Origin of the sequence: Ruegeria profundi (assembly GCF_001507545.1) — a bacterium.
GTDB lineage: Bacteria > Pseudomonadota > Alphaproteobacteria > Rhodobacterales > Rhodobacteraceae > Ruegeria > Ruegeria profundi.
Genome location: NZ_LQBP01000002.1, coordinates 218,029 through 236,700, shown reverse-complemented (window position 1 = coordinate 236,700; position 18,672 = coordinate 218,029). Strand labels below are relative to the sequence as shown.

Genomic DNA, 18,672 nt, shown 5'->3' with positions numbered 1-18,672 from the left:
GATGGTTAGGCTGTCACGGAACGGTGGTTCACCAATGCTTTGGCTTCTAAAGTCTTCGGCCGCTATCGGTTCACCTTCCATCGTTGAGTCGGAAATTACTCGGTCGGTCAGGTTACCTTTTTGCCAGACCTAATTCCTCTGGAGCATGACACTCAAACTGAATGTAAACGAGTCGCCCGCCAGTCCCCTTGGTGCAGCTGGGAATCTGCTAGCGCGCCGAACTGCGGCCACGGCGGCTTGATCAAGTTCTAAGTTTCCTGACGACCGGACAACGTTGACAGCCAAAAGACGACCATCGCTGCCTATGGATATTGTCAAACTGACTTGGCCTGGCTCGCGCGCGCCGCGTGGATAGCGCTTGGCCCGCTCAATCCGTGATCGAATTTTAGCCCCCCAGATTGCCTCAAGCTCTTTCTGCTTTCCAGTTGATGCAGTTGTTGTCTGCGCCGAGCCGGAATTGCCGGCTTGGGCGCCACCTCCTGTCCCGGCGGCTTTTTGGGCTGCGCGTCCCGCACTGGGTTGATCGGCTTTCTCTGCCGCTTCAGGTTGCGGTTCAGGTTCCTTTTTTACCCGCCGTTCGGGCCGCTCGGACGGCCTCGGAGACGACTCAGGAGCAAGCTCCGATAGTCCACGCTTGGGTGGGGGCGAAAGTGGGTCAGGCTGTTGTGTTGCGGCTTCTTCAACTTCGAATTGGGGTTCGGTCGGCGGTGGAGGTGGTTGCGGAATATCAAGACTCAACTCATCCGGTTCAAGCGTAGGCAATGCAGCAATTTTCAGATCAGCGCGCGGAGCTTCGGGAAGCTCAAGATTGGGAGGCTGGAGGGACTCCAAAGGGTCAGGTAAAAAAGGTGCATTGGTCGGCTGTGGAATTTGGGGAACAGGGCGTTCCCACTGTTCGACCATCTCTGTTATGGCGGATGTAGCCCCTTCGATCGAGATAGTAGCATCACCATCGACGCCACCGGCCTCAACTCCGCCTGTGGGCCTCAGGCCGAACAACATGACGTGGATGGACAGCGCAAGGGCGACAAAAACGGCAATTTCGATCCCCCGGCTCATTTCTTTGACACCACGAGTTCAACGCGGGACAGCCCGACAGCAGCAAGGTTTTGTAGAATTCGCGCAAACGCAGCGGCTTTTAGATTTGCATCAGCACGAATCTGGATGACATCCGATGCACGGCTTTGCGCGGCGATGGCGGCAATTGCATCCTCGCCCTCGGCGCCGTCAAAAGACAGCCGCCCCTCAGAGGTGACAAACAAAATCGGATGGGCTTTCACCTCGGCCTGGGTGGCAGCCTCTGGCGGGGTGACGTCGAATGGTTCGGGGCGCAACAGCTGTGATGTCATCAAAAAGAAAATCAACAGCAGAAAAACCACGTTAATCATCGGCACGATGGATTCGGCACGTCGCTTCTTTGGTGGTTCGTTCAGATCCATCCCGCTTATTCCACCAATACCAGCGATGTGAACCCCGCCGCACGCAGCTGTTCGGTGACTGTAACCACACGCTGCAGGGTCGCATCGTCCTTTCCGCGTAGGATGATCAGGTCCGTGGGCTGCGTAGTCAAAGGCTTAAGTGCCTCAGGCAGGTTAGCAACCGGCTGCCCATTCAACATCACACCATCCGGCAAAATATCCACAAGGCGGGGCGGACCGTTGTAACTTGCCCCTCCGGACGAGGCCAAGGGCAGCGGCAACATCGCTTCAACGCCAAAACGGGATGCCAACATGAAAAACACCAACAGCAAAAAGACCACGTCGATCATGGGGGTCAGGCTGGGTTTGCGCCGGGGACGAGCGGGTTCGGTAAGATTCATGACTCACGCTGCCGCTATACTTATTTTGTCTGGGCGGGCCGCAATAAAAATGCGCGTTGCATTGTCTTCCACATCTCTTCGCATACGTTCGATGACTGCCTCAAACCATGTCAGCGACGCAGATGCGGGTATCGCCACAGCCATGCCAGCGGCGGTGGTCAGCAACGCCTCCCAGATGCCACCGGCCAGCAATGCCGGGTCAGCTTGCGACCCTGCTGCCTGCAGCGCCTGAAACGCAGCAATCATGCCAAGCACTGTGCCCAGAAGGCCCAATAGCGGTGCAATTGTCGAAATCAGTTCCAGTGCACCCAAGCCGACCCTCGCGGATGCCAGTTCTCGCTTGGCAACACGTGCGGTTTCTTCTCTTACGCTGTCTTCGGGCAGGCCTTCGAAACTCTTGAGTGTCGTTTCCACAACCCGCGACCGAATTCCGCGGCGTCCTTCTACAAACCCTAGCGCTTGTGCTTTGTCCCCCCGCTCAAAGGCTTCGACCGCATCGATCGCCTTGCCGTGCGACCATGCGCCGACAAGCGCCAATCGCCAGGTTTTCCAAAGGATAAGCGCAAGCGTAACAACCGAAAGGGCGGAAATGGCCCAAATCGCCGGGCCACCGTTTCGAAGGAAGTCCATCATCCGCTTTACGGCTTGTTCAGCTTGGAAAACAGGTTCACTCGGAACTTGCTGTTGATTGTCTTGTGTCAGAGTTTCCCCTGTCGCATCCTCACCCAGATTAATCAAAATTTCCGCAGGATTTACAGCTTTGGGCTGCTCTGTTAGGGACACCTCAGGTGGTACTTGTTGTTCCGTGGGCAAGACAGAAGTTTCCTGGGCATGCGCAGCGCCCGTGCACAGAACCGCGATTGCAACCATTGAGCGCGCCCATGTTGTGACTATCATAACTTGCCGTGCCCCTCTTTTCACCTCAGATGTGCTGAATGTATTCGCGCCATCGACCACATCACCGTTGTTGCCAAATGTGCGGTGGGCCCTGCAAGTCCTGCTTGCCTAAATACTGGACTGGCTTTGTTTGCAGGCGTTGCGATAGTCAACTTGACTATTCCTGTCAAGAAATCGAGGACCGCTGTATCCCGGCATTCAATAGGTGCAAAGCCAATCAAAGATGAATTATCGACGACTAAAACACGTAGAGAGACAACCTTGTTCAAAAGAATACGACCTGCGGCAGGTTATGTAAGGCCGTGCGACGGGGTCGGTTGGCCCATGACCTTGTTCGCGTTATCGCATTCATTTCAAATGGATCACTCGGTGGAGCTCCAAACAAAGTGATACCGGAGTCTTCGCCGCGACTACTTTTTAAGTGGCAGCCATGAATGTGTTGCGAATAGCTGCTTTCATGGCGTCCCGAGGCCCGGTATCCTGCGAGTTGCTTGCCGCCATGACAAGTTTCGATGTCGGCACCTGACCGAAGCCCAGCGAATTGCTTACAGTGGAAAGACCAGGATGAAGCGCGGATCGGCCCATCAGACTGACCGCAATCCCCGCTTCAACCGCGGCCATGACGCCATGGACGCTTGGGCTTGAATACACCACCCGATATGGTTTTTTCCTTTCATTCAAGGACTTTACCGCCACGTCACGCCACCAGCAGGCGTGGTCGAACAAGGCCACCGGCAGGACGCACTCTGTGGTAAAGTCCCTATGCACAGATGATACCCAGGACGTCGGGTCTTCGAATAGAACCTCTTCATTCTGTGCCGGATTTTCCACTTCATAAATTGCAAGGTCCAGCGATCTTTTCGCCAGCGCGTCCGGAAATCCGGTGCTTGATGCGCAAGTTACTTCTAATTCCACTTTCGGATGCTGCCGGGTGAATGCGGCTATGATTTCGGTCAGCTTCGCCTTGCCGTGATCGTCCGGTATGCCAAGGTGCAGTTTACCGGTTACCGCATTGAGCGAGATTTCTTGCAGCAGCGTGTCAAGGCGTTCTGTCACATCCCGCGCGACCGGCAACAATTGACGGCCAGTATCGCTCAGAGAAACTCCACGCCCGTGTCGTTCAAAGACCGGTTGCCCGAGAATGGCCTCAAGACGCTTTATCTGAAGGCTGGTGGCGGATTGAGATCGAAAAATACGGCTGGCACCGTCGGTAACACTGCCGGCTTCCGCCACGGCGACAAAGGTTCGCAATAAATCGCTGTCCAGATGCTCCATTCATTTTCTCGATAGCCGAAATTAGAATTATGCGTTTCTCAAATGGCAGTCTCGTTACTACTTTTCAATGCCGAAGGGGAAGCCAATGACCGACATCACTGCTGATTTCAAGAAATCGCCAAGGAAATATGTCCTTTGGGGCCTGTCAATTGTACTTTTAGCGGCGCTTGGCCTTACTTGGCCGAACCACATCGGGAGCGTTGCAAGATTCGTTTTCTGGAGCCTTGTTGTCGTCGCCCCGATCGTCATTCCGGGAATTCTTGTCGCAGCATGGATCATCGCCAGCGGAGCCGATGCACACATATCCAAAGCGTTTGAGGGAAAGACGTTTCGAACCGTGGTGGCCGCATCCATTATTGGTGCCATTACACCCGTCTGCGGTGTGACTGTATTGCCCTTGATGGCAGGGTTGTTGGCCGCAGGTGTACCGCTTGCCCCGATTATGGCGTTTTGGTTGTCCTCTCCGATAACAGACCCAGCAATGCTTGCAACAACGGCTGCGACCCTTGGCCTGAGCTTTGCAATTGGCAAATCCCTTGCGGCGGTAGGGTTGGGCTTGTTCGGCGGCGCAATAACAGGACTGTTTGCCGGATCGCCGTGGGCGCTGAACGCGCTGCGCGACAACGGTCTGGCGCGACAACTCAGCGCTGCGCGCTGTGGCGGCGAAGAAACCTTTGATCCGTGGGTTTGGCGAAGAGAGACGCGCCAACGGTCCTTTTTTGTTCAAATCCGGGCGACGACGCGGCTCATCCTGATCTGTCTGATCCCCGCGTTCGCGGCTGAGTATGCTTTGAACGCGGCGCTGACCCCGGGGTCGCTTGCTGATTATGTGGGTGAGGATCAGTGGTGGTCGATACCGGTTGCAGTTTTCATCGGTGCCCCGGCCTATGTGGATGGGTACGCGGCGTTACCGTTGACGCGTGGATTGCTTGACAACGGAATGTCACCCGGTGCCGCCATGGCCTTCCTGATCTCGGGCGGTGTTGTCAGTATTTGGGGGGCACTGGCGATTGCGCCTATTCTCAAGCCTAAACCGTTCTTGCTTTACCTTCTGCTCGCGGTTCTGGGATCACTTCTGGCGGGGTATGTGTTCGGCTGGGTGATGTGAAATTCGTGCGGATGCTGCAGAGGCCCATGAAATCTCAGAGGCTTGAGGGGGTGATAGCAAACTTGTTTATCTGGATAGAGTTTTCTTCCCGGCCATCAGCATGACAGCGGCGCTTGCCAGTATGATCAGACACCCGCTGACAACGGGCCACGACAGTGTTTCGTTGAATACGACGTATCCGATGACTGCCGCGTAGAACAGAGAGACGTAGAAGAACGGGGCCAGGAAGTTTGCGTCCTCAAGCTTTGCCGCGCGGATAAAGCAGGCCTGGCCAAGGATCGCGACTGAACCAAGCAGCACCAGAACAATAGCTTGATCCAGCGCGGGCCAAACAAAGTCCGAAAGCATGAACACCGCCGAAACTAAGACGCCTGTTAGATTGCTGAAAAACAATATGGTAACCGGCCCGTCCGTCGTTTGAGCCAACCATTTCACGCTGACGATTTCGGCGCCCATAAATGCCGCCGCAGCAAGCGCGATGATTGCCCCACCGATTGCGACACCGGAAGCCGGCGACGCGATGATCAATGCGCCAACAAGCCCGATAGCTGCTGCCCACCACCTGAGTTTCGGTACACGTTCTTGTAAGAAAAGAGCGGAAAACACCATCGCAAAGATCGGGCTGGTGAAACCAATCGCAGTCGCAGACGCGAGCGGGATTGTTTGAATCGCTGCAAACATGAGTGCGATCCCCCCAAATCCCGCGATAGTCCGGACAAGATACCGCGATGGTGACACGATACGGAACCGCGTTGGCCGAAAAAACATCAACGGCAGCATGACCAAGGCCGCGACGGCATAGCGTGCAAAGGTGATCTGGAAAACGGGTATCGTCTGCATCGTGTCTTTGACCTCTGATGCAGATTGCTGACCTGAAACGCCAAGATGTTTGGCTGCCGCATTCATCAAGGCAAAGAATAGCGCGCCCAGCAATGTCCAGATCGCTGCTCGGATGTACGACCCTGATCGTGAAAAGCCTGTAGAAGGTTGAGGTTCTGATACCATCAAGCGCAACACTGCCCAAAGGGACGCATCGGTCCAGCTGCGTATCTGTTGCCACTACCGGCGTTCAAGGCTACGGACAGAAAGGCTTTGTCAGTTGCAAGCCATAGAATGCAAAATAATCTAGCGCCGGTACAAGATTCAAAGTTGGTTCCGCGACCCTCTGCGTAGGCAGCGCAAACTGACACAATCTTCGACCAATTCAAAAGGTGCATTACTCCCTCAAGATGGGGTTCTTTTACAGTCGCATCGCGGGCGAGGTCACAAACCCCTGTGCAGCGGTTTGACCTCGAATGCGTCACACCATAGGTAAGGTCGCCGTCGGAATTTTAGAAATGGGTCCTTCCAATTTCAGAAATTTGAATTTCGAATATCGCGCAACTGGCTTCTGAGTTTCTTGTTCGGTATGGACTTCGTGACGGGCCAAAGCCCAGTAGGATCACTTCTGCGGCCGTTTCCCATCTTCTGCCCGCCCTATGTGGCGGGTGCGTCGTCATACAACGCGCCAGCGGTCCTGATGCAGGTTGCACAATCCGTTATTTGGTATCAAAGAAGGTCGAAACCCATTCGCTGAACCAACTGCCATCGGCTTGTTGGCGGAGAATGACCGCATTCAACAAACACTGAGACTGCGCAGGAAGCTCAGCATGTACGAGGCCAGTATCGTCAGTTTCCAGCAGGGCTGTTTTCACCTCTCCGCCGTCTGACGGGCGGCAATACAGCCAAGCAGGCTGGTTTTCGACAGTCTTTCGCCCAGAGTAGAGCCGGAACCCGACTTGCTCGCGCACCCACTCCTTTTCCAGCCCTACGCGTTTGTCAGACTGGTTCTTGCCATCGAAACGTACGAGCGTCTTTGCATAGCGCTGGTAAGTTTCGTGAACGTACCCGTCCTCTGTGACGCTTGGTTGGGCTGTGTTCACACGGCCTTCAAGCCCGACAGATCGGACAAACTTCAAAAACGCACTCTCGGTCGGATACAAGTGTTTCCCCGGATAGCTTTGCAATGCGAGGATGTGCAGCCCATACCCAAATGCATCAAGTCGCACGTCCCCCTGTGATCGCGTGTTTAAACGTAAATCACTTGTTGTCTCTGGTCCGGCCCAGATGGCCTGTTCAAACTTGACCGGATCAAAGACATAGCGTTTCCCTTCCAGTTCTTCACCAATGAAGACAACGGGTGTTGTATATTGGCCTTCAGGCGAAGTCTTGGCGGGGGCCTCGATCCACATTTCATGGGACGTAACCGGCAAAGCACCTATGCAAACCCAAAGAATGGCTGAGACTAGATTATACATCCTGCAACGCTCCTACTGCGATGACGGCGCCGGTTGGTGCTCCGGTGGGTGAACCGCCCTGCGGCTCAATGCTTACGGCAATCCAAACGTTGGAGGCGCAACCATGTTTGCAGACAAGAACATCATCGAAAACGCGGTTAATTCCGCCGATCACACCACGCTTGTGGCTGCCGTGAAGGCAGCAGGTCTTGTCGACGCTCTGATGGGTGAAGGTCCGTTCACCGTATTTGCCCCAGTCAATGCCGCTTTTGATGCGTTGCCCGATGGTACGGTCGAAACGCTGTTGAAGCCCGAAAACAAAGACACCCTGACTAAAGTACTGACCGCCCATGTTGTTGCGGGCAAATTGTCGGGCGCTGATCTGATGAAAATGGCCAAGCGAAGCCAAGACGGCTTTGTGCATCTGGACACCCTCTCAGGTGATGCTTTGTCAGCGCAGGTGCGGGGAAACACTCTGTTTGTGTACGATGAAAGCGGCAACGCCGGAAAGATCACAATTGCAGATGTTAACCAGTCCAACGGCGTCATTCACGTTGTGGACTCGGTTCTGGTCCCTAAATAAGCAAATGCTTTGACACAGGGTGAAGGCGGTTCCCGCCTTCGCCCATCTTTTTGTTCTCAGGCCAGTAGAACCCACCTCTGGCTAGCCCCCCAAGGCCTTAACGCGACACACAGGATGCCGCAATGCGCTAATCACGCACCACGCTTCGAAAAGCTGCAGCAAGCGCCGCGATCGCTTCTTTGGGCTTGCCATCTTTGAGTCTGGAGTGAAGCAGGACGGGCAAGCGCGGCAGTTCCGGAAGCCCCAGTTCTCTTCCGACATCTTTTGCGCCCAACGGCAACATCCTTTTCGCCAACGCTGAAACACCCAGCCCGGCTGTCACGGCGGCTGAAACGGCAGCTACGCCGCCCCCAACAAAAACCTCGGTCCAGGGAACGCCTGCATCATCCAAAAGCTGTCCTGCCAAGACCCTGACGCCACAAGGTTCCGCCAGCGTTGCAAGGGGCAGCGGCTCTCCCGCGCGGCGCTTCCAAGTTGGTGCCGCATACCAGCCGAATTTTTCTTGGGCAATAACCTGACCGTCGCTTCGTCCGACATGCAGGCGCAAAATCGCCGCATCAAGTTCGCGGCGGTCATAACTCTGTAGCAGATCGCCTGAAGACCCGATCCGTACTTCGATCAAAAGCCGAGGGTCTTGTGCGTTCATTCTTGCAATCAATGTCGGAAGTTCCGGACCTGCAACGTGATCGCTTATTCCAATGACGATCCGTTGTCTGGCCTCGGCAAAGGCTGCGCAGGCGCGGTCGTGGGCCGCCAAAAGCTCGCGGGCATGAAAAAGGAATGCCTCTCCCTTCGGTGACAATTGCACGTGACGGGGGGATCTTTCGATCAATCGACAGCCAAGTCTTTCTTCCAGGCGCTTAAGCTTCAAACTTACTGCTGATTGCGTCGTGCTCAAAGCGTCGGCTGCGCGCGTGAAACTATCCAGCTCGGCTATGTACACAAATGCCTGCACAGCATCGAGATCAAGGCGGCGTTCTATCATTTCCTACACTTATCTTTGTTATTATTATGGATCGCGTTTCTTAATGTATAAGCTCTTGATCCTATGGGCCAGAGATTATCGAGACGATGAGTGCCCCAACAAGATGCGCGAGACAAAAGTGACCTGAAACATGATTGGTGCTTCATACCCTGCAATTGCGAAAATCAAGTCCCATCCAATTGATGTCACAACGATCGAACTCTGATCATCGCCGCGTGAAAATCTCCCAAGCCGAAACAACAAACTGCACGCAGAAAGGAACAGATATGCCGCTAGTTCACATTTCGCTTCGCAAAGGGAAGTCCGATCATTACCGCCAAGCTATTTTCGATGGCGTTTACCAAGCGATGCGAGACACGTTCAGCGTGCCGGAAGATGATCAGTTCATGACGATCACAGAGCACGGTCCATCAAACTTTCGCTACGGCGCGAGTTACCTGAACATCGCTCGAAGTGATGATGTCATCTTTATCCAGATCAGTGCAATGAACAGTAGGACCCCCGAGCAGAAAAAGGCTTTGTACGCGAGGACGGTTGAACTGCTTTGCCAAAACCCCGGTATGCGCGCCGAGGATGTTTTCATCAACATCGTGGAGGGGGTAAAAGAAAACTGGTCGTTGGGCAATGGAATTGCGCAATATGCGAACCACAAGGCCCAAAACCTTTGATCAGTGTCAGCCGTCTTGCTGCGTCCTGCGCTCTGCGCCGCGACGGTAAAAAAAGCACGGATGGGGGAGGGCTAAGATCGCGTCCCCCCAGTTGACGGAACGCGCGGATTTCCCGTGTAAGCTTAGACGGTTCTTGGTAAAACTTTGCAACAGATCATTGGTTCTTCAGTGCTGACTTCAACGCATCGGCAATTGCATTGTTTTGCGCCGTGTTTTCAGATTTTGCGTGCCGTGGCCTGTTGGGTTTTGACTGCGAGACATTCTTTTTTGCGCCCCGGCTTGCCCGGTCTTCGCGCGCGGACCTCCCTCCGTCCTTGCGCATTGTCAGGCCAATCCGTTTGCGGGCCACATCCACCTCGACAACGGTTACCTTCACCACTTGGCCGGTTTTTACTACCTCGTGCGGGTCCTTGACGAACCGGTCCGCGAGTTGACTTACATGTACCAACCCGTCTTGATGCACCCCGATATCGACAAACGCACCGAAGGCCGCGACATTTGTCACAGTGCCCTCAAGCACCATCCCGGGTTTGAGATCGGTAATGTTCTCGACGCCATCGGTGAAAGACGCGGTGACAAAACCGGGGCGCGGATCACGGCCCGGCTTTTCCAATTCTGCGAAAATGTCCTGAACAGTTGGCAGGCCAAAGGTGTCGTTAACAAACTGCTCAGCGCGCAAGCCTTTCAATGCACCCTCGTGGCCCATGATTTGACGGATATCGCGGCCGCATGCAGAAACAACCCGACGCGCGACGTCATAAGCCTCAGGGTGAACCGACGATGCGTCCAGCGGCTCTTGCCCATCACGAATGCGCAAGAAACCTGCGCATTGCTGAAAGGCGCGCGGGCCAAGGCGCGCCACCTTGAGCAGTTCTTTGCGCGATTGAAAAGCACCGTTCGTATCGCGGTGCATCACGATGGCCTCGGCCAGCCCCGGCCCAAGGCCCGAGACATGCGAGAGCAGGGGCGCAGACGCCGTATTCAGATCGACACCCACCGCGTTCACCACGTCTTCGATCACAGAGGCAAGAGATTGCGAAAGCCTGTGCTGATCCACGTCATGTTGATACTGGCCGACCCCGATGGATTTAGGTTCGATCTTAACCAGCTCGGCCAGCGGATCCTGCAACCGGCGCGCGATCGAAACCGCCCCGCGCAATGACACGTCGAGATCGGGAAACTCGCGCGCTGCCAGTTCCGAGGCAGAATACACCGATGCACCGGCCTCGGACACGACAACCTTGGTCGGTGCGGTCACGGCCTTGGGCAACAGTTTCAGTGTGTCAGCCACCATCTTCTCGGTTTCGCGGCTGGCCGTGCCGTTGCCGATTGCGATCAACTCGATCTTATGTGCGGCAATCAGGTTCAGAATGGTCGCCTGTGCACCGCGAAGGTCATTCTTGGGCTGGAAGGGATAAAGCGTATCCGTCGCAACAACCTTGCCCGTGGCATCGACAACCGCGGCTTTGACACCCGTTCGAATGCCGGGGTCCAAACCCAATGTCGCCCGTGCCCCCGCCGGCGCGGCAAACAACAAATCTTTTAAGTTGCGCGAGAAAACCTGAATGGCCTCTTCCTGCGCACGGCTGCGCAGATCGGCCATAAGTTCAACCATCATGGACAGAGACAGCTTTACCCGCCAGGTCCACCCAGCCACTTTGCGCAGCCAGACATCGCCAGGCCCGTCACCACGCGTTTGCAGATGGGCCGCAACGATGGCCTCGGCCCGGGCGGCTCCAGTCTCAGGCTCTGGCGCGATATCGAGCGTGACTATTCCTTCTTTCGACGCACGCAGCATCGCCAGCGCACGATGGGAGGGGGTCTTGGTCCAAAGCTCTGAGTGGGCAAAATAGTCGCTGAACTTCGCGCCTTCCTGTTCCTTGCCGTCGATCACCTTGGATGTCAGCAAAGCTTCACGCTGCATGAAACTGCGCAGCTCTCCTAAAAGCGCGGCGTTCTCGGTCAGACGTTCCGTGATGATGTCCCGTGCACCGTTCAGTGCGTCTTTGGTTGTTGGCACAGACTCGGTAACATATCGCTGCGCCAACACTTCGGGGTCGGCTGAGCGATCGGCCAGAATGGAATCGGCCAGCGGCTCCAGCCCGTTTTCCCGCGCGATCATCGCCTTGGTCCGCCGCTTGGGTTTGTAGGGCAGGTAGATGTCTTCCAACTGCGCCTTGGTTTCAGCCTGCGCGATGGACCGGGCCAACTCGTCGGTCAACTTGCCCTGATCTTTAATCGAGCCAAGGATGGTTTCGCGCCGCGCGTCCAATTCCCGTAGATAGGTCAGGCGATCAGACAGCGTCCGCAGTTGCGTGTCGTCGAGGCCACCTGTCACCTCTTTGCGGTAGCGGGCGACAAAAGGCACGGTGGCCCCATCGTCCAGCAGTTTCACCGCGGCACCGACCTGTTCCGGGCGGGCGTTGATCTCGGTGGCGATGGTGCGGGCGATGCGGTCCAAGGGGGCCTCCTGCAAATGACTGGAGGCACTTCTTAGCCAGCCGCATCACCAAGGGAAAGAGGGTTTTACACTGCCCGGACGTCTTCGGCCAATGCTCGCAGATCGTCATGCAGGGTTTTGGCGATTTCGACATATCCGCGTTCGGTATTCCGCGCCCGCGCAGCGAACCGCCGTTGCGAGGGCAAGCGGGCCCCCTGATCGGTAATGTCGGCAAACAAACGTTCGGCGCGGGCATCGTTGTCGGACACCCGGCCACCGCTGAATTGCGCAGGGTCAAACGCAAGGATGATTTCGCCGTGATAGGGTGCGCCGCCTGCACCTTGGGCAAACTCCATGCTTTCAAGGCTGGTCAGATCGTCGATCAACGGGCCGGCCAGCAACTCGATCATAATCGACAAGGCCGAACCCTTATAGCTGCCAAACGTCAGCATCGCGCCATCCATTGCCGCTTTTGGGTCGGTGGTGGGATTGCCGTATTTGTCAATGGCGACACCCTCTGGCAGGGGCTTTCCAGCACGGCGGTAGAGTTCGATTTCACCGCGGGCAAAGGCGCTGGTGGCAAAATCAAAGGTGAACGGATCTTTGCCACTGCGCGGCCAGCTAAAGGCCAGCGGGTTGGTGCCAAGGCTACCGCGCGTGCCACCTGCAGGGGCAACCCAGGAATGGCTGGGGACCATCGCCATCGCTGCAAGGCCGACCGAGGACAGGCGTTCCACCTCGGGCCAAAGGGCCGAGAAGTGAAAGCAACGGTTGATCGCCATGGCGGCAATACCATTGGCGCGGGTCTTTTCAATCAAGAGCGGCAGCGCCTTTTCAAACGCCAACAAAGACATCCCCGCATTTGCGTCAACCCGAACAATGGCATTGTTCGACGGCTTCAGGACCGGGGCAGCGTGACCGTCGACCTTGCCTGACTTCATGGTGTCATGACACATGAACAGACGGAACAGACCGTGAGACTGACAATCGTCGGTCTGGCAGGTGGTCAACGTATCGGCGATAGCTGCGGCATGCTCGGGCCCAAACCCGGACTTGGTCAGGATCGACAGGCTGAGCGCCCGAACTTCATCCAATGTCAGTTTGACAGTCTCGCTCATGCTCTACACCTCCTCTGCCGTGCGCGCGACAACGGATAACGCGGCGGGACGGGAAAAGGGAACAAGATTTCCATAAGATACGTGATCATTCCTGAGACTTCGCCTGATATTGACTGACCGGACAGGCGATGTGCGGGTCATCCGAACGACACACGGCATGTTGTCAGCGGGAATTTTTGACACAATCCCTTTCCTAATGGTCGGCAAAAACGCCTTGTGAACCAGCCTAAATCCCCGAAATATAGGGCCATGACTATCAAGCCCGTCACACCTGATCCGGACGAAGAGGTCGATAACATCGGCCCTCGCAGTATTTATGATGTGGATCCGCCAGAAGACGACGATCTATGGTTTCTGCCGCCCGAGGATGAAGAGCGGATCGAGGATTTTCAACCTCCCGGTCCGATGGCTGATCGGCGTTTGCTATTCGATCCCCGAGACTGGCGCGCAGCGCAGGCGGAACTGTCTTTCGAACTGGCGGATCTGGCGGCGATCTTTGGCGCTTTGGATGAACGGCTAAGGGCCGGGCCAGATGGATGGACCCATCGACTGGCCCTTATGGACGTATCCGATCTGGGCTGGTGGACGGGCGACCGGATCAGCGTGGACCGTCTTGCCCTGTGGACCGGTTTGCGGATCGGTGCAACCGGAGACGACGTTCAGGCTTTATTCCGGGCGGGATGGGCGGTGCGTCGGCTGACATCCGGTCCTGGCCCTTCGGACGGGGGATGGGACTCGGGGCTTACTGCCTTTCTGGATCGCCTCGCGCAAGGTATCGACGATATCCCCGAAGCCGTGGCCGATCTGGCCGAGGTGATGCGAAATGCCGAAGGGTTGCACCCGGTCACGCAGGCGGCGATCGGGTTTCACGCCTGGCGTGCCCTGTCCCCGGGGATTGGACAGGATACTGAGGCGGCGATTATTGCGGCGCGTCACGCGGCCTCCATGGGGCGGGGCGGGGCAAAATTCATGCCCTTGGCGCTGTCTGGCCCGGGCGCTTTGCGCGGAGTGGGCGAGGTTAACGAAAAGCTTGCTGCGTGGATTCGCGGGGCGGGGCAGGCAGCTTTGGCGGCATTGATGCACCTGGATCGTGTCAGCGCATGGGAACAGCGCGCCCGCGCGGCAACCGCTGGACTTAGCGGCAAGACACCGCCCTTGTTGATCGACGTCCTAACGGCGTGGCCGATGGTGTCCGCACCGTTGGCCGAAGAATTGACAAAGGCGTCGCGTGCAGCAGTGCAACGCAACATTGACCGTTTCACCCGACGCGGCCTGATCCGTGAGGTGACGGGGCAGGGACGTTACCGGGTTTGGACCGCCGCGCTGTGATCCAGCAACCAGTCGCGAAAGGCGCGCGCGGGTGGTCGCAAGGCTGTGCGGGATGGGTAGACCAAGTGATACGCCTCTTGCCCTGCAACGTGAATGTCGGGCAGGCAGGGAACAAGGCCGGACAGGTGCATGATCCGATCCGATGCAGGCGCGCGGGCCAGGGCGATGCCTCCTCCGCTGGCTGATAGCTCGGTGGCCATGATCGAATTGTCGGCGAAAAAATACCGCGCCTGACCGGTGGGCATACGCAGAGTTTCGAACAGATGCGGCCAACTTGCACGATGCGTCGAAACCTCGATCAAAGGGAATTGGAACAGGTCTTGGGGCTGACGTATCTGCGCGGCGACATCTGGTTTAGCAACAGGATACAAGCGCTCGTGCATCAATGGATCGCTTTCTGCACCAAATAGGGTCGGGTTCCCGAACACGATCTGCAAATCGGTGAATTGGTTGGCGAAATCCGATACCAGGTTACCAGTGGTCAGAGACAAACCGATCTGCGGATGTGCTGCGCGGAAATCGGGCAGGCCATTGGCAAGAACCCCATGCGCATAAAGCAGAACGGATTGCACGAAAAGCCGCTGCTCGCGGGTTTCCCCGAAAAGGCCTGTGGTGGCGGTTTCCAGCATGAGCAGGGATTGTTGAACGGACGGCAGATAAGCCCTGCCAGCCTCGGTCAGGGTTACCGCATGTGCGTGACGGTGAAACAGCGGCGTTCCCAGCCGGGATTCCAGCGCTTTGACCTGCTGGCTGACAGCTGCGGCAGACATGTTCAACTGCGTGGCGGCTCGGGCAAAGCTTTCGGTCCGCGCGGCAGCCTCGAATACGCGGAGCCAGTTGAGGGAAGGGATACGGGACGACATGCAGGCAGGCTAAGCTGAACTTAGCCTTACCGGCAAGAGGTGCCACGCTGCTTTGTAATTATCTCGGTTTATGCTGGGTGGACCAGATTTCATGAGGTTCACCATGCTGCAAACTGCTCAATCTTCACACGCCCTGACAGCCGACCAAACCGCGCAGTACTGGGAATACGGTTATCTATTTCCCTTGACGGTTTTCTCGGATGCAGAAGCGGCTGAGATTCGTGCAGAATTCGAACAGCTTGAGCGTGACTGGCTGTCTGCCAATCTGCCGCTGCCGCTGAACACGTACAAACGCGTCAATGCTCATCTTGTGATACCGTTGGCCGCACAGATCGCCTTGGATAAAAGGGTTCTGGACGTGGTTGAGCACATTTTGGGACCTGACATCATGGTTTGGTCCGCCGAGTTTTTTGTCAAAGAAGCCAATACCGAACACACGGTGGGCATGCATCAGGATCTGACCTATTGGGGCATGGGCGAAACTCCGGATCAGGTGACAGCCTGGATCGCGCTGTCGCCCGCCACGGTCGCAAGCGGATGCATGGATTTCGTTCAGGGCAGCCACAAGAACCCGATCCTTCCGCACACCGACACGTATTCTGACACAAACCTGTTATCGCGGGGGCAGGAAATTGCTGTTGAGGTCGCAGAAGAGGAAAAAACCCATATTGAATTGGCACCTGGTCAAATGTCGCTGCATCACGGGTTGACCATCCATGGGTCGGGGCCCAACCGGTCCGATGACCGCCGCATTGGTTTGGCAATCCGGTATCTCAACCCGAATGCGAGGCAATTGGTTGCCGATCGCGACTATGCGATGCTGGCACGTGGTCGGGACGGGCAGTCGAACTTTGTGGCGGTTGACCCTCCGCAAGAACTGTTTTCAGAGCAGTCACTGGCCTTGTATGAACAGGTGCGCCGCGATCAGAGCAAAGCGTTGGCCGATGGTGCAAAAAACGCTGTCCCGTTATACGGAGGGACCTGACACGCCCTGAGCGACCGTGCAGGCCGAACCGGCCTGTCCTTTCATGTCTTGTGAAAGCCATCTTATAGGTCAAATTTCTTGATGGGTTTACAGGCAGGAAACAGCCGCTGACACTCGTGGTGTTCATAGCCTTGGGTTGCATTCTGGGACGTCTTGCTGTTTTTGAGATGGCAATGCTTCAAAATGGATTCCGCGGGAAAAGAAGATGACAAAAAAGGCGTTGATTACCGGCATTACCGGGCAGGACGGATCTTATCTTGCAGAATTTTTGCTTGAGAAAGGTTACGAGGTTCACGGGATCAAACGCCGGGCGTCTTCATTCAATACGCAGCGGATCGACCACATCTATCAGGACCCGCATGTTCCGAACCCGAAACTGCATCTGCATTACGGGGACCTGAGCGATACCTCAAACCTGACGCGCATCATTCAAGAAGTACAACCGGACGAGGTCTACAATCTGGGTGCGCAGTCGCATGTTGCAGTCAGTTTTGAGTCTCCGGAATATACGGCAGATGTCGATGCAATTGGCACATTGCGCTTGCTGGAAGCGATCCGGTTTCTTGGGCTGGAGAAAAAGACAAGGTTTTATCAGGCCTCGACGTCGGAACTTTACGGTCTGGTGCAGGAAACTCCGCAGCGCGAAACAACGCCGTTCCACCCACGTTCGCCTTACGCGGTTGCCAAGCTGTATTCCTACTGGATCACCGTGAACTATCGCGAAGCGTATGGCATGTATGCCTGCAACGGTATTCTGTTCAATCACGAAAGCCCGCGCCGAGGTGAGACTTTTGTAACCCGGAAAATCACCCGAGGATTGGCAAACATTGCACAGGGTTTGGAAGACTGTCTTTACATGGGCAATATCGACAGTCTGCGCGACTGGGGCCACGCAAAAGACTATGTACGGATGCAGTGGCTCATGTTGCAGCAGGAAAATCCCGAAGACTTCGTAATCGCGACCGGAGTGCAATATTCGGTGCGGCAGTTTATCGAATGGTCGGCTGCCGAGCTTGGTATCACGTTGGAATTCACAGGCGAGGGCGTCGATGAAATTGCGTCCGTTAAGGCGATCCAGGGTGAAAATGCTCCGGCGCTCAAACCGGGGGATGTGATCATGCGCATTGATCCGCAGTATTTCCGCCCTGCCGAGGTTGAGACGCTGCTGGGGGACCCGTCGAACGCCAAAACCAAGTTGGGATGGGAGCCCGAGCTGACGGTGCAGGAAATGTGCGCCGAGATGGTCGTCGAGGATCTGAAAACCGCCAAACGCCATGCGCTGTTGAAAGAGCATGGGTATGAATTGCCGGTAAGCCTGGAAAACGGTTGAGGAGATCGCCATGCGCAAGATCTATGTAGCAGGCCACCGCGGGATGGTCGGCGGTGCAATTCTGCGCCGTTTGCAGGATCGTCAGTCTGCGGGTGACGCGCTTGAACTGATAACCCGCACCCATGCTGAATTGGACCTGACAGATCAGGCCGCCGTGCGGGACTTCATGCAGGCCGAGCGTCCAGATGTGGTGATCCTTGCCGCCGCCAAGGTTGGTGGAATTCACGCAAACAACACCTACCCGGCGGATTTCATCTACGACAACCTGATGATTGAATGTAACGTGATCCATCAGGCGTTTGCGGCGGGGGTAAAGAACCTACTGCAGTTGGGCAGCTCTTGCATCTATCCGCGCGCTGCGACGCAACCGATGCGAGAAGACGCTCTGCTGACCGGCGTTCTGGAGCCCACAAACGAGCCGTACGCAGTGGCTAAGATTGCTGGGATCAAGCTGTGTGAAAGCTATAACCGGCAGCATGGGGTCGACTACCGCTCGGTCATGCCGACGAACCTGTATGGTCCCGGCGACAATTTCCACCCTGAAAACAGCCACGTCCTGCCCGCCCTGATCCGCCGTTTTCACGAGGCACAGCGGGACGGACTGGCAGAGGTGGTGATCTGGGGTACTGGCAAACCCCGCCGTGAATTCCTGCATGTGGATGACATGGCCGAGGCATCGTTGTTCGTGCTCGACCTTCCGCGCGACGTTTACGAAGCAAACACCCAGCCGATGCTGAGCCACATTAATGTGGGCTGTGGTGAGGATATCTCTATTGCGGAACTCGCGGCTTTGGTGGCTAAAACGATCGGCTTTACCGGGCGCATTACGCAGGATGTCAGCAAACCAGATGGCACCCTACGCAAATTGATGGACGTGTCCCGTCTGGCCGAGATGGGTTGGCGCGCGCGCATCGGGTTGGAAGACGGTATTCGAGAAACTTATGCCTGGTTCCTTGATCAGGCAGATGCGGATCTGCGGGCCAAGTAACTGCCCGG

At 56.3% G+C, this 18,672-nt stretch carries 18 protein-coding genes; 7 read left to right on the top strand and 11 right to left on the bottom strand.

Going from position 1 to position 18,672, the window contains the following annotated elements; all coding sequences use genetic code 11:
- Positions 1–129 precede the first annotated feature (129 nt).
- From AVO44_RS04585 to AVO44_RS04565, 5 genes are all read right to left on the bottom strand, one after another.
- Positions 130–1,059 (bottom strand): energy transducer TonB family protein, encoded by a 930-nt coding sequence (locus AVO44_RS04585; protein ID WP_068333240.1) that lies wholly within the window; start codon positions 1,057–1,059, stop codon positions 130–132.
- Positions 1,056–1,439 carry an ExbD/TolR family protein gene (locus AVO44_RS04580; protein ID WP_068333236.1) on the bottom strand — a complete coding sequence of 128 codons (384 nt, stop codon included), beginning with the start codon at positions 1,437–1,439 and terminating at the stop codon, positions 1,056–1,058. Before AVO44_RS04580 ends, AVO44_RS04585 begins: the two co-directional genes overlap by 4 nt.
- A 5-nt stretch (positions 1,440–1,444) precedes the next feature.
- Positions 1,445–1,819, bottom strand: a complete 375-nt coding sequence (locus AVO44_RS04575) for an ExbD/TolR family protein (RefSeq protein ID WP_068333234.1) — start codon at positions 1,817–1,819, stop codon at positions 1,445–1,447.
- 3 nt (positions 1,820–1,822) lie between these two features.
- Positions 1,823–2,716 carry a MotA/TolQ/ExbB proton channel family protein gene (locus AVO44_RS04570; RefSeq protein WP_082677387.1) on the bottom strand — a complete coding sequence of 298 codons (894 nt, stop codon included), beginning with the start codon at positions 2,714–2,716 and terminating at the stop codon, positions 1,823–1,825.
- A gap of 417 nt (positions 2,717–3,133) precedes the next feature.
- Positions 3,134–3,991 carry a LysR family transcriptional regulator gene (locus AVO44_RS04565; RefSeq protein WP_068333231.1) on the bottom strand — a complete coding sequence of 286 codons (858 nt, stop codon included), beginning with the start codon at positions 3,989–3,991 and terminating at the stop codon, positions 3,134–3,136.
- An 85-nt stretch (positions 3,992–4,076) separates the two neighbouring features.
- Here AVO44_RS04565 and AVO44_RS04560 point away from each other — a divergent pair, with 85 nt between their 5' ends.
- Complete coding sequence (locus AVO44_RS04560; RefSeq protein ID WP_068333229.1) at positions 4,077–5,099, top strand: permease; 1,023 nt, start codon at positions 4,077–4,079, stop codon at positions 5,097–5,099.
- A 66-nt stretch (positions 5,100–5,165) separates the two neighbouring features.
- On the opposite strand, the gene AVO44_RS04555 is transcribed toward AVO44_RS04560, so the two are convergent.
- The gene (locus AVO44_RS04555) at positions 5,166–6,104 is read right to left on the bottom strand and encodes a DMT family transporter (RefSeq protein ID WP_157769927.1); all 939 of its coding nucleotides are present in this window, start codon (positions 6,102–6,104) and stop codon (positions 5,166–5,168) included.
- Positions 6,105–6,637: 533 nt separating this feature from the next.
- Positions 6,638–7,396: a hypothetical protein gene (locus AVO44_RS04550; RefSeq protein WP_157769926.1), complete on the bottom strand. Its 759-nt coding sequence runs from the start codon at positions 7,394–7,396 to the stop codon at positions 6,638–6,640.
- A 103-nt stretch (positions 7,397–7,499) separates the two neighbouring features.
- On the opposite strand from AVO44_RS04550, the gene AVO44_RS04545 reads away from it, so the two are divergent.
- On the top strand, positions 7,500–7,958 hold the full coding sequence (locus AVO44_RS04545) for a fasciclin domain-containing protein (protein WP_082677385.1): 459 nt from the start codon (positions 7,500–7,502) through the stop codon (positions 7,956–7,958).
- Between the two features lie 127 nt (positions 7,959–8,085).
- On the opposite strand, the gene AVO44_RS04540 is transcribed toward AVO44_RS04545, so the two are convergent.
- Positions 8,086–8,943 (bottom strand): LysR family transcriptional regulator, encoded by an 858-nt coding sequence (locus tag AVO44_RS04540; protein WP_068333219.1) that lies wholly within the window; start codon positions 8,941–8,943, stop codon positions 8,086–8,088.
- Positions 8,944–9,080: 137 nt separating this feature from the next.
- Here AVO44_RS04540 and AVO44_RS04535 point away from each other — a divergent pair, with 137 nt between their 5' ends.
- Positions 9,081–9,611 (top strand): tautomerase family protein, encoded by a 531-nt coding sequence (locus AVO44_RS04535; RefSeq protein WP_233421919.1) that lies wholly within the window; start codon positions 9,081–9,083, stop codon positions 9,609–9,611.
- 154 nt (positions 9,612–9,765) lie between these two features.
- Here the strand turns inward: AVO44_RS04535 and AVO44_RS04530 are convergent, their stop codons facing one another.
- Both AVO44_RS04530 and AVO44_RS04525 read right to left on the bottom strand, forming a co-directional pair.
- The gene (locus AVO44_RS04530) at positions 9,766–12,072 is read right to left on the bottom strand and encodes a Tex family protein (RefSeq protein ID WP_068333217.1); all 2,307 of its coding nucleotides are present in this window, start codon (positions 12,070–12,072) and stop codon (positions 9,766–9,768) included.
- 65 nt (positions 12,073–12,137) lie between these two features.
- On the bottom strand, positions 12,138–13,169 hold the full coding sequence (locus AVO44_RS04525) for an Ldh family oxidoreductase (RefSeq protein WP_068333214.1): 1,032 nt from the start codon (positions 13,167–13,169) through the stop codon (positions 12,138–12,140).
- A 249-nt stretch (positions 13,170–13,418) separates the two neighbouring features.
- Between AVO44_RS04525 and AVO44_RS04520 the strand changes: the two genes are divergently transcribed.
- Positions 13,419–14,498: a helix-turn-helix domain-containing protein gene (locus tag AVO44_RS04520; RefSeq protein ID WP_082677384.1), complete on the top strand. Its 1,080-nt coding sequence runs from the start codon at positions 13,419–13,421 to the stop codon at positions 14,496–14,498.
- Here the strand turns inward: AVO44_RS04520 and AVO44_RS04515 are convergent.
- The gene (locus AVO44_RS04515) at positions 14,471–15,361 is read right to left on the bottom strand and encodes a LysR family transcriptional regulator (RefSeq protein ID WP_068333211.1); all 891 of its coding nucleotides are present in this window, start codon (positions 15,359–15,361) and stop codon (positions 14,471–14,473) included. The two genes, AVO44_RS04520 and AVO44_RS04515, sit on opposite strands and share 28 nt — an antisense overlap.
- Before the next feature lie 103 nt (positions 15,362–15,464).
- Between AVO44_RS04515 and AVO44_RS04510 the strand changes: the two genes are divergently transcribed.
- The 3 genes from AVO44_RS04510 to fcl all read left to right on the top strand — a co-directional run bounded on the left by AVO44_RS04510 (position 15,465) and on the right by fcl (position 18,664).
- On the top strand, positions 15,465–16,346 hold the full coding sequence (locus AVO44_RS04510) for a phytanoyl-CoA dioxygenase family protein (RefSeq protein ID WP_068333997.1): 882 nt from the start codon (positions 15,465–15,467) through the stop codon (positions 16,344–16,346).
- Between the two features lie 205 nt (positions 16,347–16,551).
- Positions 16,552–17,676 (top strand): GDP-mannose 4,6-dehydratase, encoded by a 1,125-nt coding sequence (gene gmd, locus AVO44_RS04505; protein WP_068333209.1) that lies wholly within the window; start codon positions 16,552–16,554, stop codon positions 17,674–17,676.
- A gap of 10 nt (positions 17,677–17,686) precedes the next feature.
- Positions 17,687–18,664 carry a GDP-L-fucose synthase gene (fcl, locus tag AVO44_RS04500; protein ID WP_068333206.1) on the top strand — a complete coding sequence of 326 codons (978 nt, stop codon included), beginning with the start codon at positions 17,687–17,689 and terminating at the stop codon, positions 18,662–18,664.
- The last annotated feature ends 8 nt before the right edge of the window (positions 18,665–18,672 follow it).

Excerpts from the sequence above, each read along its gene's own strand:
- AVO44_RS04585 (WP_068333240.1), bottom strand. The coding sequence starts at position 1,059 with ATGAGCCGGGGGATCGAAATTGCCGTTTTTGTCGCCCTTGCGCTGTCC.
- AVO44_RS04580 (WP_068333236.1), bottom strand. The coding sequence starts at position 1,439 with ATGGATCTGAACGAACCACCAAAGAAGCGACGTGCCGAATCCATCGTG.
- AVO44_RS04575 (WP_068333234.1), bottom strand. The coding sequence starts at position 1,819 with ATGAATCTTACCGAACCCGCTCGTCCCCGGCGCAAACCCAGCCTGACC.
- AVO44_RS04570 (WP_082677387.1), bottom strand. The coding sequence starts at position 2,716 with ATGATAGTCACAACATGGGCGCGCTCAATGGTTGCAATCGCGGTTCTG.
- AVO44_RS04565 (WP_068333231.1), bottom strand. The coding sequence starts at position 3,991 with ATGGAGCATCTGGACAGCGATTTATTGCGAACCTTTGTCGCCGTGGCG.
- AVO44_RS04560 (WP_068333229.1), top strand. The coding sequence starts at position 4,077 with ATGACCGACATCACTGCTGATTTCAAGAAATCGCCAAGGAAATATGTC.
- AVO44_RS04555 (WP_157769927.1), bottom strand. The coding sequence starts at position 6,104 with ATGGTATCAGAACCTCAACCTTCTACAGGCTTTTCACGATCAGGGTCG.
- AVO44_RS04550 (WP_157769926.1), bottom strand. The coding sequence starts at position 7,396 with ATGTATAATCTAGTCTCAGCCATTCTTTGGGTTTGCATAGGTGCTTTG.
- AVO44_RS04545 (WP_082677385.1), top strand. The coding sequence starts at position 7,500 with ATGTTTGCAGACAAGAACATCATCGAAAACGCGGTTAATTCCGCCGAT.
- AVO44_RS04540 (WP_068333219.1), bottom strand. The coding sequence starts at position 8,943 with ATGATAGAACGCCGCCTTGATCTCGATGCTGTGCAGGCATTTGTGTAC.
- AVO44_RS04525 (WP_068333214.1), bottom strand. The coding sequence starts at position 13,169 with ATGAGCGAGACTGTCAAACTGACATTGGATGAAGTTCGGGCGCTCAGC.
- AVO44_RS04520 (WP_082677384.1), top strand. The coding sequence starts at position 13,419 with ATGACTATCAAGCCCGTCACACCTGATCCGGACGAAGAGGTCGATAAC.
- AVO44_RS04515 (WP_068333211.1), bottom strand. The coding sequence starts at position 15,361 with ATGTCGTCCCGTATCCCTTCCCTCAACTGGCTCCGCGTATTCGAGGCT.
- AVO44_RS04510 (WP_068333997.1), top strand. The coding sequence starts at position 15,465 with ATGCTGCAAACTGCTCAATCTTCACACGCCCTGACAGCCGACCAAACC.
- gmd (WP_068333209.1), top strand. The coding sequence starts at position 16,552 with ATGACAAAAAAGGCGTTGATTACCGGCATTACCGGGCAGGACGGATCT.
- fcl (WP_068333206.1), top strand. The coding sequence starts at position 17,687 with ATGCGCAAGATCTATGTAGCAGGCCACCGCGGGATGGTCGGCGGTGCA.